Source organism: Haloarcula rubripromontorii, from assembly GCF_001280425.1.
Taxonomy (GTDB): domain Archaea; phylum Halobacteriota; class Halobacteria; order Halobacteriales; family Haloarculaceae; genus Haloarcula; species Haloarcula rubripromontorii.
In genome coordinates this window covers 172369-185197 of the sequence record NZ_LIUF01000006.1, presented here as the reverse complement: position 1 = coordinate 185197, position 12829 = coordinate 172369, and the positions used below count along the sequence as shown (strand labels likewise).

Below are 12829 nucleotides of genomic sequence, written 5' to 3'. Positions count from 1 at the left end.
GTCGCAATCCTTACAGAGATACCGTTGATACTCTCGATAGCTGCCGTGTTTGATCACCGATTCAGACCGGCAGCGCGGGCAACAGAGGCCCTCGCGCCAGCGAACCTGCTCCAGCAGGTTCGCGGCGCTCTCCTCTGAACTCAGCAATTCAAATGGGAACATTGCGTCCGGGTGACGCGTTCGCGTCACCCTTGCCCGCTACGCTTTCACAGCGACAGCTCTACCCGACCAACAATCTGCTTCGGAAGAGCGTCAACAATAAAACTGGATGCGATCAGGCAGGTATCTGGTCCCCGTTGCAGTGTGTAGAACACTTGCAGACCGGTGTGTCCGCGTGTCTCTACCACAGCCCCACGGTATTCCGTTTCGAAAACACTTGCAGGGTGGTGTGAACTCCCGATCCGACGGGAAAACCGCCCAAACCGGTCTTTTTGGAACACTTGCAGGGTGGTGTTCCGATACGGTCTTCACCTCCTTATCTCAGTACGTGAAACACTTGCACGGTGGTGTGAGGGGAACGCATTGAGACTCTGAACAACGCGAGAAAACACTTGCAGCGTGGTGTCTTCAGGAATTTCAGATGTCCGCACATCTGCCGTGCGAACACTTGCAGGGTGGTGTGTGAACGCGTGTACACTGTTTTACTCTGGTTGTAGCCGAACCGAAAACACTCGCAGGGTGGTGATAGAACACTCGTACAGTGGTGTCGGATCAACTGGCTGGTGATGCCAGAACACCCGTATAGTGGTGTCGGGTCAACTGGCTAGTGGTGCCAGAACACTTGTAGGGTGGTGTACCAGCTCGGTATCACCCGCACAGACCGCGTACAGTAGCGGACTGACCTGTCTGGTTGGTACATTCGGGCTGTACAGACTGTCAGTGGTGAACTGCCATCGTAGCGATAACTGGCCAGCCAGATTTCCCAAAGAACACTCGAAGGGTGGTGTTCTCGCGAAAAACACGCCGTCCGTGACGCAATCAATCAACTGCCGTCGGTCGACTCACACCGACCGGTTACATCGGGGCTTGGTTGTAGATGAGGTTCCGCTGGATGTCGTTGGCTCCTTCGTAGATGACCGGAATCCGAACGTCGCGGTACACGCGGGAGATCCGGTTCTCCGTTAGCACGGACCGGCCGCCGTGGAGTTGCATCCCCTTCTCCGCACAGTCCATCGCAGCCTCGGTCGCCTTGGTCTTTGCCAGCGCGGCCCAGTAGCCGGCGTTCTCCTGATTGGCGACGCGCTCGGCCGCGTGCCAGGTGAGCGCTCGCGCGGACTGGAGGCCGAGTTGCATATCGGCCAGTTTGTGCTGGACCGCCTGGAACTCGTCGACGGTCTTGCCGAAGGCCTCGCGGTCGTGGACGAACTCCCAGGCTTCCTCGATAGCCGCGGCGGCGAGACCGATGCCGTGCCCGCCGACGACGACGCGGCCGTGATTGAAGAACTCGGCGAGCATATAGAAGCCAGCCCCTTCGACGCCGATGAGGTTCTCCTCCGGAATGCGGCAGTCGTCGAGCACGATGTGGGCCTGCTTGGACGCCCGGAAGCCCATCTTCTCGGGGATGTGCTCGGCGTGGTAGCCGTCGGCGTCCGTCGGGACGATAAACATCGAGTAGTTCCCGTAGCGGTCGTTCGGGTCATCACCGGTCTTGGCGTACAGCGTTACCCAGTCGGCCTCGACACCGTTTCCGATCCAGTACTTTTCGCCGTTGAGCACCCACTCGTCGCCGTCCTTCTCGGCGGCCGTCGTCATCCCGGCTAGGTCGCTCCCCGTCTCCGGCTCGGAGACGGCGAGGCCAGTAAGCTGGTCACCGCGGGCGACGGGCTTGAGGAACTCCTCTTTCTGCCAGTCCGCGCCGTGGTCTTCGACGATCTCTGCCCCGAAGCTGGCGAGCTGAATCGTCAGCGCGATCCCTGCGTCGGCTTTGTATAGCTCCTCCGCCATCGCAAGCATCTGCTGGAGGTCGTAGCCGCTCCCACCCCACTCTTCGCCGATATCCTGAGCGACGAGTCCAGCCTCTGTCGCCGCTTCGAGTACTTCCCAGGGGTACTCCCCGGACGCGTAGTATTCCCCCGCAACTGGTTCGATATGCTCCGTTGCGAACTCCCGAGCCTCTTCCTTGACCTCGTGTGCGTGCTCCGGAACGAGTTTCTCGGACAGTAGATCCATGGCAAATATCATGGTTTGTGTACTCATATACTCCGTGGAACTCTGCAAAACACCGCTGTAGTTGTTTTCCGGAAACTCGTGATAATCGGCCAGCACGCTTTTGCATGGCTGTGGCCTTGCTCGAACATGAATCGTCGAGAGTACCTGCTTACCGGAGCAACCCTCGGGACTGCCGGACTTGCGGGGTGTTCGTTTCTGGCCGCAGCCGAGGCACCGCCACCGAACGTTCCGACAGCACAACTGAACGACGGTGGGTGGACGCGAACGGACCAGTCCTCAGAAACAGTGTTCGACCGGAGCTACGGTCCGGTTTCGGTCGAGGCCGTCTCCAGTACGGTCCAGTATGTCGACGAACAACTACAGGAGCGTGTCGCCAGCCGAACTCTCGATCAGGTCCAGACTGCGCTCTCCGTGTTTTTCGCCACGCGAGTGGATTTCAGCCCGAACCTCGACAATCTCCCGGCTGGCGTGGGCCGCAAAGAACTGCTGGCCGAAGTCAGAACAAATGCCCGCGACAGCTTCGAACAGCAGATGGAGGCGCAGGGGCTGACAGACATCGAGCAATCCGGTGAGGGAACAATCGATATCGCCACCGGTGAGACGGCCGAAACGGTCGAACTGTCCGCTGTGTACCCCTTCGAGGGACTCTCTTTCGCGGTGACGGAAAACGAGGCGGTCGAGATACCGGCCAGCAACATCGACATCTCGGCGATGTTCGCCGTCTGGCACCACGGTGATTTTGTCATCATCTCCGGGGGCGCGTACCCGGCGCAGAACTTCGCTCAGACCGTCGAAACCGACCTGAGCGACGGTATTACGGTCTCCGTTGATGTCGACCTCGGCCTCCAGCCAGCCACCTACCGGACCGAAGTTCGGGATCTCGTCGCTGGCGTCCAGTAACTGTACTGTACTCTCTCACTCAGGGGCGGCATCGTCGGGGACACGGCCCTCAACGAGCGATTCGTCGGCGTACTCGTCACGGAGCGACTTCTTGTCGAACTTCCCAGTTGCTGTCTTTGGCACCTCGTCGATGGTGATGAAGTTGTCCGGGACCCACCACTTGGGGTAGGAGTCGAGGATGTGCGCCCGGAGTTCATCACCGAGCGCCTCCTCGTCGGCGTCGGCTGTCGGAACAATCATCGCGAGGGGGCGCTCCTGCCAGCGCTCGTGTGGGACACCGATGACTGCCGCTTCGTTCACGTCCTCGTGGGCTATCAGTTCATTCTCCAGTTCGAGCGAGGAGATCCATTCCCCGCCGCTCTTGATGACGTCTTTCGCCCGGTCGACAATTTTGATGTAGCCGTCTTCGTCGACGGACACCACGTCGCCGGTCTTCAGATAGCCGTCTTCGAACTCCTGCTCGTTCGCTTCCGGGCGCTTGAAGTACTCCGTCGTCACCCACGGCCCACGGATATGGAGTTCGCCGAAGTCCTCGCCGTTGTGCGGGACCTCGTTGCCGTCGTCGTCGATGACACGGAACTCCAGCCCGGGCGTGACGAGTCCCTGCTTTGCCCGCTTATCTAGCTGCGTCTGATAGTCGGCGTCCGCCAAGTCACTCCGCAGGGACGCCACCGCACCCACCGGAGCCGTCTCGGTCATCCCCCAGGCGTGGACAAGCTCCACGTCGTGGTCGTCGAAGAACCGGATCATCGCTTCCGGCGCGGCGCTTCCACCGACAATGAGCCGCTCAAGCGATGAGAGGTCGACATCGTTTTCTTTGATGTACTCCATCAGTCCCAGCCAGACGGTCGGGACACCAGCTGTGACGGTGACATCCTCTTCTTCAATGAGCTTTGCGAGGTCCGCCGGCTCCGGCTGTGGCCCGGGGTAGACGTGCTTGGCCCCGCCAGCAGTTGCCGAAAACGGGAGGCCCCACGCGTTGACGTGGAACATCGGGACGACCGGCATCACGACGTCGTCGTCGTCGAGCGGAATCCCCTGTGGCGACTGAATCGCCATCGTGTGGCTCCACAGCATCTGCTGGGTGTACTCGACGCCTTTCGGCCGTCCCGTCGTCCCGGAGGTGTAACAGAGTCCGGCAGGACGGTCCTCTTCCAGTTCGGGCCAGTCGTACTCCGTCGGCTGGTCGGCGATGAACGACTCGTAGGCAACGGCATCGAGATCAGTGTCCGGGACGGACTCACTCATCACGACGAACTGCTCGACCGTCTCGAAAGACTCGGGATCATCGGCGGCGGCCCCTTCGAGCTTCGGCAGGAGCGATTCGTCGACGAAGATGAGTTCGTCCTGTGCGTCGCTGACGATATACTGGATGTGTTTGTCGGGCAGGAGCGGGTTGATCGTGTGTAGCTGCGCACCGGTTCCCGGTATCCCAAAGTACGTTTCGAAGTGGCGGCTGTGGTTCCAGCAGAACGTACCGAGTCGTTCGCCGTCGCCATAGCCGGCTTCCTCGATTGCGTTCGCTAGCTGCGCCGTTCGCTCGGCATATTCGGCGTAGTCGTGACGGACGATGCCCTCGTGGGTACGAGAGACTACCTCTGTGTCCGGATACAGTGTTTCTGCACGCCACAGGAACGGTCGGAGAGTTTGTGGGCTTCCTCCTGGCATATCATGATGCAAGGGCCCACGATACAAGAAACACTGCTAAATCTTTTATGAAGGACAAGGAGTTCATCGGTAGCGCCCGCCGTCCCCATCATTACGACCTGCTTACACTTCGATTTCCTGCATCAGGTCGACCAGTTCTTCGAGTTCCGGAAACGTGTACACCTTTACGTTGATGTCGGACTCCAGTGCGTGGACGCGGGAGTCGAACATCAGCGCCATCTCGTTGTCCCGGTCGCCGACGAGCTGGTCCACCATCCCACTCCCCGGGCCGAACGTGAAGTTCGGCGTGGAGATGTCGATGGTGGTATCGAGAACGTTCGCCCAGCCGTCGATGAAGCCGCTGGTCATGATGTTCCCGATCTCCTGAATCGCCGAGCGCTCCATGTCGGTGAAACCGCTGGCGTTGGGGTCTGTTTCACCCATATCGCCGATCATCCCGGTGGCGAGGTCCTTCGCACTGGCGGCGTTGAACAGGAACAGGATATGCCCATGGGGCTTTTCGACCATTTCGATACTGATACCGATCTGCTTCTCGTCGCCGACGTGTGTTTTGATATCCGGGATATCGATGAAGTTGATCTTCGTGATCTCCATCTCCGTCTCCATCCCTGTCATCTGGCTGAGGTGGTTCGCAACGGTGTTGCCGCCCTCTTTAGCCATCTGATTGAACAACCCGAGCTTCCGAATATCTATCATCAGACTCATTCGTTAGGACCAGCGTTGCCGCTGAGTTGTGCGGCCTCATACATAAGCTATGCACCCGCATTTTCGTCGGCGAGAATCGGAGCATGTTGCTCCCGCGTTGTTCACTCCATGCGAACGCTCACGGCAACGCCCTCGCCTAGCGGCAACAGCCCTGTCTCGAACTCCGGGTCGTCGCTGACGCATTCGAGATACGCGGCGATACCACGACTCGTTTCGTTGGCATCGACGTCGGTGCCGTCCAGCAGCGCCTGTACTGCCTCGAACTCTAGCGACCCGGCCTCGATCATGTTGTCTGCGACGACGGCCCCGCCGACCGGCACTTTCTCCCGGACGGCCTCGAAGGCCTCCGCGTACCGGTGCTTCTCGTTGTCGATGAGTACCACGTCAAACGGACCGCCGTAGTTCTCGACGGTTTCGATTGCGTCCCCGTGTTCGAAGACAGCCTGATCGGCGAATCCGCCGCGGTCGAGGAACTCGCGGGCTTCCTCGAGTTCGTCGGCGTCAATCTCCGTCAGGACAATCTGTCCATCGTCGGGCACGGCCGGAGCCATCCAGTACGCAGAGTAGCCAAAACCGGAACCGAACTCGAAGACGCGGTCGGCGTCGACCATCCGGGCGACGAGGCGGAGCCACCCGCCGACTGCGGGGCCGACCGTCGGGAACCCTTCCCGGTCGGCCTTGGCGTCCATCTCCTCGATGACTGCATCGCTGGCTGGGGCCAGTGTCCGGGCGAACTGCTCTGTAACCGTGGGCAGTGGAGTTTCGTCCATACCGGGCTATGCCAGCAGCGGTGACATAAATGAGTGGGTCCGGGCCGGTACTAGCCGAGTTCGAGGCGTTCGACGTACTGAATCACGGACTCCAACGCGGGATTGGCGTAGTACTCAACGGTATTGTCCGCTGTCTCGTACGAGAGAATCCCAAGATCGTCCAGCCGCGGCAGGTGGTTGTGTGCCAGCGACACGCCCACCTCGTCACGTGATTTGGGCGTCGTTCTGGCTGGGATAGCCTTCTCGCGTTCATAGACGCGGTCGACGAGGTCATCAAGTGGAACCTCGGTTTCAGACCGGTCTTTCAGGTGATACAGGAGACTGCGTCGGCGTGGAGCGGAGATCAGCTCCAGCACCTGATCAAACGAGTACGGTATCGGAATCGTTTCGGGTTCCTCCGGGTCGCCCTTCTTGACGCCGCCGGGTGGGGTGACGGTGTCCCGAAACGTCGGCGTCTTCTCTGCGCCTTTCGACGCCGTGACGGTCCAGCCGTGGTCCGGGAGGTACTCGTACACGACATCGTACAGCGGCCGAAACATCTCAACTGTCTCTTCCGTATGGGCCTCTGGGTCCATGTGGTGATGACTCGAGACGTTCATCTCGGCACACTGGCGGTTCAACGCGGTCACCAGCGCGATGACGCGGTCACGCTCCCAGGACTCGAGCAGTCCAGTAATTGAATGGAGACAGAGCAGCAGCGGCGCATCCGCCTGTTCCAGACGACCGAGATGGCGGGAGACGGTCGCGCCGATGTCTATCGGCGCCACTGTTGCGGGAAGGGTATCGAGGGTCAGTGAGGGAAATGCGCCAGAGGCCGCTGCTTGTGAGTTAGCCGGTAACTCGCTGCCGGCGTCGACGATGATCGCCTCCTCGGGCATCTCGTCGTCGAGGTGCTGCTGCCACAGCGAGAGGCGGGAATCGGGGGACTCAGTCACTGTGACACAGATCGCTTTCGACTCACTGGCCCCCTGCTCAGCCAGGAATCCTGCACAGCCCTCTCGTTCGGCGTCGCTCGAATCGCGTGCCAGCACCAATACGGACGACGCCTCTTTCAGAGGTTGGTCCACTGTCCCGCTCCCGGAGTTCATTGCGTACTGTATCGTATCAGGAACCATAAAGCCATCAACAAATAAGCGTTCCTTGAACATGCGACAACAATTAACTAGCAAGCTGTAACATGACTCGCATGTGTAGTGGCTCCCGCTGTGTAATCAGGTCGTACTGTGTGACAGTGCGTCTCGATTCCGAGGATTTTTGCAGTGCTACGCGGTAGTATTGATTATGCCAATCATGTCGAGTAGCGACTTTTCTATCCACATTGAGGAGTGTGACGAGTTTGACGACGGGATGCCGATAAGTTCGCTCCCGGACGAAGTCACGTCTATCGACGACCTCGACTGCGAGTGCTGGAGTGGGTTCGAATCGCTGGACGAAATCTAACAGGAGCGCAACAGCCTGCGTTTCATCCCTGGGCCTTCGGTCGACGGCTGTCAGAGAGTGTTCTTGTTGGTACTCTCGTCAGTCAACACGCACCGCCAGCATGACCCCGTTCAGAGCTTATCGACATTCCGAGCCGATTCCGCCTGGTCCCGGACAGAACCGAGCGTCGCGTCCGGGCTGGTGGCGGCCACCGCCGCGTTGACTGCTCCCTCCAGCACTGGCGCATCCGCTATCACGGTCTCAACATCGCTCAGCTCGATGGCAACCTCGGTGTTCATAACGGCGCTACCGAGGTCCACGAGGACAACGACACCGTCGCCGTCGTCGGCGGCAGCAAGCGCCGCTTCGATGTCGTCGGGGACCGTCCCGATACCACCGTCACTGTCGCCACCGACCGGTTCGATATTTGTCTCACCGGCCATCTCTGCGGCTATCTCTGCGATTCCCTGTGCGGCAGTGTAACTGTGGGAAACGACGACGAGTCCGACCATTACTCCCCGCTCGCCTCCCCCTCGGGAATCGTCGGAGAGTCGGCGTCGACCGACGGTATTTCTTGATTGAGGTGATCCGCGGCCGTCGCCAGCAGCTCCTCTATGATATACAGCGTGCTTGTCGCCCCCGGGTCTTGATGCCCGACTGACCGCCAACCCAGGTACGACGCCCGACCCTTGGCGGCCCGGATGGGGACGGTGAATGCGACACCGTTTTCCGCCGCAGCGACGGCCTTCGCGAGGGCGTCGACCGGGGGCAGATCGTCCGTCTCGACGGACTTCTTGAACGTGTGAACCGCCGGGACGAGCGCGTCGACCATCGTCTTGTCGCCGACCTTGGCGTCGCCGCGGTCCTGTACCTTCTCCAGGTACGTCTCCGCGAAGGCGACGGCCGATTCAGCGGTGAGGCCGTCGCTCAGCTCCGCGCTGGCGAACACGAGCGAGCCACCGTACAGTGGCCCCGACGCCCCGCCGACCTCCGACAACAGGGTCTTCCCGGCGGTTTTGACGACCGCCTCGACGGTTGGGTTATCGAGGCCCGCAACCGCTTCGGCCGCCGCTTGCCACCCCCGGGCCATGTTGCCGCCGTGGTCAGCGTCACCGATTGCGGAGTCGAGGTCGGTGAGGTGCTCCCGTTCGGCCTCGATCCTGTCCGCGACGTTCTCGGCGGCCGCGACAGCGGCGGCTCCCGCATCGTTCGGTGCGCTCATCGGACCGTCAACGCCGGCGTCTCGGCCGGCGCGTCCAGCAGCGATTTCAGCTCTTCGTCGACCGCACAGATTGTAATCGAACAGCCTGCCATGTCCAGCGAAGTCATGTAGTCTCCGACCCACGCGTCCCACGTCTCGATGTTCCGTTCACCGAGGAGTTCCTGCAGGCGACGGTTGACGACGAACAGTTCCATCTGTGGCGTCCCGCCCATGCCGTTGACGATGGTGACGACCTCCTGGCCGGCGTCCAGTTCGAGGTCGTCGAGGACGGCCTCGGTGAGTTCCTCGGTAATCTCGTCGGCGGACATCGCTTCCGTCCGCTCGACCCCCGGCTCGCCGTGGATGCCGATGCCGAGTTCGATTTCGTCCTCACCGAGGTCGAAGGTTGGTTCGCCCTTCTCGGGGGTGACACAGGAGGTGAGGGCCATGCCCATGGTCCCGACGTTGTCAACGACCTTCTGTGCCACACGCTGGACCTCGTCGAGGTCCGCGCCTTCAGCGGCTTTCGCGCCGGCAGCCTTATGCACGAGAATCGTCCCACAGACGCCACGGCGGCCGCTTGTATACAACGAATCCTCGACGGCCACGTCGTCGTCGACCACGACCTCAGCGACCTCCGTGCCCTCCATCTCAACCATCTCCCCGGCCGTCTCGAAGTTCATCACGTCCCCCTCGTAGTTCTTGATGACCAGCAGGACGCCCGCGCCGCTATCGCAGGCGTCGACCATCGCCTCGAGTTCGTCGGCTGTCGGGGAGGTGAACACTTCTCCCGCCGCTGCACCGTCGAGCATTCCCTCGCCCAGATAGCCGGCGTGTGTCGGTTCGTGACCGCTCCCGCCGCCGCTGACGACCGCGACCTTGTCGTCGACCGGCGCGCCATCCCGGACCAGCACTTGCGTGTCAGGTAACCGGCGAACGGTGTCGGGATACGCCGCGACCATCCCGTCGAGCATCTCGTCGACGACCGTCTCCGCGTCGTTGATGAGCTTCTTCATGGTCTATGTTGACGGATGTCTCACCACCGCATAAAGGTACTGTAGCTGGGGCTATCTCGATCAGTTTCCACGAGTCGTCACTCGCTCCGGCAACGCAGTTGTCCTGCAGGTTCCGCTCGCGCTCCGGCGTTCTATTCAGACGTCCCAGTAGGCTGGTTCGTTACCGGGCTTCCACTTTATCGAGCACCCTCTGGATGGTTTCTCGACTGCCGTAATCTGGTCGCCACTGAGCAACGTTTCGACGTGTGCGGCCATCTCTCGCTCGCTCGGTTCGTCGTCCGGATTCGGTGCGTCGTCGAGGCGGCCGTGGTACGCCAGTTTGAACGCTCCATCGTCGTTTCTGAACAAGAACGGATCGGGGGTACAGCGAGCGCCGTACGCGGCCGCGACATCCTGTGTTTCATCGAACAGATACGCGTCGTACTGTATCTCTCCGCGTTCGACGAGTTCCTGCATCCGCTCGAACGAGTCGTCTGGGTACTCCTCGGGGTCGTTGGCATTGATCCCGACGACAGCGAGATCGTCGTAGTCTGACGCGAGACGGTTTAGCTCTCCAATCTTCGCTTTCGCGTACGGACAGTGGTTGCACGTAAATACGACCAGTAGTGCGTCCTTGTCCGCGAAATCCGACAGTGAGTGTGTCTCTCCGTCCGCACCCGGCAGTTCGAACGTCGGTGCTCTGTCCCCACGTCCGAGCACGTCGGACTCCGAATCGAGTGAAACCATCGCCTCACACTACGACTGTCACGGTCAAAAGTCCACGGACGCAGGCTGGCTTCTCTGACAGCCGCTTTACTCAGTTGTCCACTTCGCCGGACGTCGCTGCCGCGGCATCGAAGGCTTTCGCTGCCTCGAACGCCTCGCTCCCATCGTCGACAGAGAACAGCGTCTCTTTCCCGTCAGCTTCGTGTTTTTCCAGCAGCCCGACCGTCACTAGCTCTTCGAGCGTCCCATCAAGATACAGCGTCTTCAGCGGTACGCCGGCCGCTTCACTCAGGGCAGTTTTCGTGTACGTCTCGTCCGCATCGAGGCGGAGTATCGTGTCGATAACTGTTGCCGCCTTGTCGTGGTTCGCGATGTGTGCCCATCCCGTGTCAGAATCTGCCCGCTGGCCACCCTCTTCGAACATTAATCGATGTCTAACCGGCAGAGATATTAAAACCGTCTGGTGTGTTTCGGCCCAAATAATGTGATCCTCTCCCACTATTGAGCAAGGTTTTTGTCCGCGTCACTCTGCTGGCACTGTATGAGCAGTCGCCGCGAGATACTCGACCTGCTGCGGGAGAACGCTCGCTACACGACCGAGGACATCGCTCGGTTGACCGATTACTCCGAGAGCGAGGTAGCCGAACTTATCGACGAATTCGAGGAGGCAGGCATCATTCGCGGCTATCAAGCTGTCGTCGACTGGAACGCGGTCGAGAGCGACGAGGAGCGCGTCCGCGCCACCGTCGAACTCAACGTTACACTAGATCGTGAGACCAGCTACGACGACATCTCCGACCGAATCGCGAAGTTCCCGGAAGTGACGTCGCTACGCCTCGTCAGCGGTGATTACGACTTCGACCTGGAGGTCGAGGGCGACTCGATGCGTGAAGTGTCGCACTTCATCAGCGACAAAATCGCACCGATCCCCGAGATTACGCAGACGGTAACCCACTACATCATGGAGTCGTACAAAGAGCAGGGGATGGAATTCGACGACCACGACGACGATGACCGACTGTCCGTCTCACCATGACGTTCGAGCCAGCGGACAGGGTCGACAGCGTGCCGCCCTCGGGCATCCGTCGATTCTTCGAACTGGCCGAGGAGATGGACGACATCATCTCGCTCGGTGTCGGTGAACCGGACTTTTCTGCCCCGTGGGCGGCCCGTGAAGCCGCTATCGCGTCGCTCGAACGCGGCCAGACCTCCTACACCGCCAACCGCGGCAAGCGGGCGCTCCGGGAACGCATCGCGGACTACGAAGCGGCGACACACAACCTGCAGTACGACCCTGACGAGGAAATCCTCGTCACCGCGGGTGCGAGTGAGGGCCTCGACCTCGCCTTTCGGGCGCTGCTGAACCCCGGCGATTCGATTGCGATTGCCCAGCCATGCTACGTCTCCTACGTCCCCGGCGCAACGTTCGCAGGCATTGACGTCATCGATGTTCCGACCCGCGCGGAAGACGAGTTCAAACTCACCCGGGAGGTGCTGGAGTCGTCCGATGCGGCCGAGGCCGACGCCCTCGTGTACTGCTACCCAAACAATCCGACCGGAGCGACGATGACTGCCGAGGAGATGGCGTCTGTTGCGGCCTTTTGCCGCGAAAACGACCTCCTCGTGTTCGCCGACGAGATCTACGCCGACCTCACGTACGAACATGACCACACGTCTATCGCTACCCTTCCCGGGATGCGTGAGCGGACCGTCGTGTTCAACGGCTTCTCGAAGGCCTTTGCGATGACGGGGTTCAGGCTGGGGTACGCGATGGCCCCGCCAGAGGCTATCGAGGCGATGAACCGAATCCATCAGTACTCGATGCTTTCGGCCCCGACAACGGCTCAGCACGCCGCTATGGAGGCACTCGACAACTGCCGTGACGAGGTCACGGAGATGGCCGCGCAGTACGACCGCCGACGGAAGTACGTCCTCACGCGCTTCGAAGAAATGGGACTCGACTGCTTCCCGGCGGCTGGGGCGTTCTACGCGTTCCCGGAGTGTCCCTGGGACGATGCCGGTGAGTTTGCCGAGAGTCTGCTTCAGGAAAAGCGAGTCGCGGTCGTCCCCGGCACAGCCTTCGGCGAGGGTGGATCAGGTCACCTACGAGTGTCGTACGCGACGGGCCTCGACGATCTGAAAGAAGCGATGGCCCGGATCGAGTCGTTTCTTAATTGACAGTTAGGAACGGCGAAACATTCAGTATGGTCCACTTACTACCGTGAGGAGACCGTGATACAAACGACCGGAAATTCTTTTTCAGCTACATTTGGTGG

General features: G+C 60.6%; 15 protein-coding genes. 4 read left to right on the top strand and 11 right to left on the bottom strand.

What is annotated here, in order from left to right; translation table 11 throughout:
- Nucleotides 1-162: IS1/IS1595 family N-terminal zinc-binding domain-containing protein (locus tag AMS69_RS19850; protein ID WP_162230995.1), on the bottom strand; the 162-nt coding region annotated here is incomplete at its 3' end.
- 852 nt (nucleotides 163-1014) lie between these two features.
- Entirely contained in the window at nucleotides 1015-2169 is a 1155-nt protein-coding gene (locus tag AMS69_RS17300) for an acyl-CoA dehydrogenase family protein (protein WP_053969302.1), read from the bottom strand.
- 126 nt (nucleotides 2170-2295) lie between these two features.
- Between AMS69_RS17300 and AMS69_RS17295 the strand changes: the two genes are divergently transcribed.
- Complete coding sequence (locus AMS69_RS17295; RefSeq protein WP_053969301.1) at nucleotides 2296-3069, top strand: DUF6517 family protein; 774 nt, start codon at nucleotides 2296-2298, stop codon at nucleotides 3067-3069.
- A 15-nt stretch (nucleotides 3070-3084) separates the two neighbouring features.
- Here the strand turns inward: AMS69_RS17295 and AMS69_RS17290 are convergent, their stop codons facing one another.
- The 4 genes from AMS69_RS17290 to AMS69_RS17275 all read right to left on the bottom strand — a co-directional run bounded on the left by AMS69_RS17290 (nucleotide 3085) and on the right by AMS69_RS17275 (nucleotide 7300).
- A complete protein-coding gene (locus tag AMS69_RS17290) occupies nucleotides 3085-4737 on the bottom strand; it encodes a long-chain fatty acid--CoA ligase (RefSeq protein ID WP_053969300.1) in 1653 nt (550 codons plus the stop codon).
- A 102-nt stretch (nucleotides 4738-4839) separates the two neighbouring features.
- Nucleotides 4840-5442, bottom strand: coding sequence for a chemotaxis protein CheC (locus AMS69_RS17285; protein ID WP_049944153.1), 603 nt, complete (start codon nucleotides 5440-5442; stop codon nucleotides 4840-4842).
- A 101-nt stretch (nucleotides 5443-5543) separates the two neighbouring features.
- Nucleotides 5544-6212 carry an O-methyltransferase gene (locus tag AMS69_RS17280; RefSeq protein ID WP_053969299.1) on the bottom strand — a complete coding sequence of 223 codons (669 nt, stop codon included), beginning with the start codon at nucleotides 6210-6212 and terminating at the stop codon, nucleotides 5544-5546.
- Nucleotides 6213-6262: 50 nt separating this feature from the next.
- Nucleotides 6263-7300: a DUF7504 family protein gene (locus AMS69_RS17275; protein ID WP_053969298.1), complete on the bottom strand. Its 1038-nt coding sequence runs from the start codon at nucleotides 7298-7300 to the stop codon at nucleotides 6263-6265.
- Between the two features lie 193 nt (nucleotides 7301-7493).
- On the opposite strand from AMS69_RS17275, the gene AMS69_RS20755 reads away from it, so the two are divergent.
- Nucleotides 7494-7652, top strand: coding sequence for a hypothetical protein (locus AMS69_RS20755; protein WP_014040640.1), 159 nt, complete (start codon nucleotides 7494-7496; stop codon nucleotides 7650-7652).
- 110 nt (nucleotides 7653-7762) lie between these two features.
- On the opposite strand, the gene dhaM is transcribed toward AMS69_RS20755, so the two are convergent.
- The 5 genes from dhaM to AMS69_RS17250 form a co-directional block, all read right to left on the bottom strand.
- The gene (dhaM, locus tag AMS69_RS17270) at nucleotides 7763-8143 is read right to left on the bottom strand and encodes a dihydroxyacetone kinase phosphoryl donor subunit DhaM (protein ID WP_053969297.1); all 381 of its coding nucleotides are present in this window, start codon (nucleotides 8141-8143) and stop codon (nucleotides 7763-7765) included.
- Complete coding sequence (gene dhaL / locus AMS69_RS17265; RefSeq protein WP_053969296.1) at nucleotides 8143-8853, bottom strand: dihydroxyacetone kinase subunit DhaL; 711 nt, start codon at nucleotides 8851-8853, stop codon at nucleotides 8143-8145. Before dhaL ends, dhaM begins: the two co-directional genes overlap by 1 nt.
- Nucleotides 8850-9848 carry a dihydroxyacetone kinase subunit DhaK gene (gene dhaK, locus AMS69_RS17260; RefSeq protein ID WP_053969295.1) on the bottom strand — a complete coding sequence of 333 codons (999 nt, stop codon included), beginning with the start codon at nucleotides 9846-9848 and terminating at the stop codon, nucleotides 8850-8852. Before dhaK ends, dhaL begins: the two co-directional genes overlap by 4 nt.
- Before the next feature lie 135 nt (nucleotides 9849-9983).
- Nucleotides 9984-10574 (bottom strand): thioredoxin family protein, encoded by a 591-nt coding sequence (locus AMS69_RS17255; RefSeq protein ID WP_053969294.1) that lies wholly within the window; start codon nucleotides 10572-10574, stop codon nucleotides 9984-9986.
- Nucleotides 10575-10644: 70 nt separating this feature from the next.
- Complete coding sequence (locus AMS69_RS17250) at nucleotides 10645-10977, bottom strand: hypothetical protein (RefSeq protein WP_053969293.1); 333 nt, start codon at nucleotides 10975-10977, stop codon at nucleotides 10645-10647.
- Between the two features lie 117 nt (nucleotides 10978-11094).
- Between AMS69_RS17250 and AMS69_RS17245 the strand changes: the two genes are divergently transcribed.
- A complete protein-coding gene (locus AMS69_RS17245) occupies nucleotides 11095-11589 on the top strand; it encodes an Lrp/AsnC family transcriptional regulator (RefSeq protein WP_053969292.1) in 495 nt (164 codons plus the stop codon).
- Nucleotides 11586-12731, top strand: a complete 1146-nt coding sequence (locus AMS69_RS17240; protein WP_053969291.1) for a pyridoxal phosphate-dependent aminotransferase — start codon at nucleotides 11586-11588, stop codon at nucleotides 12729-12731. Before AMS69_RS17245 ends, AMS69_RS17240 begins: the two co-directional genes overlap by 4 nt.
- Nucleotides 12732-12829: the final 98 nt, after the last annotated feature.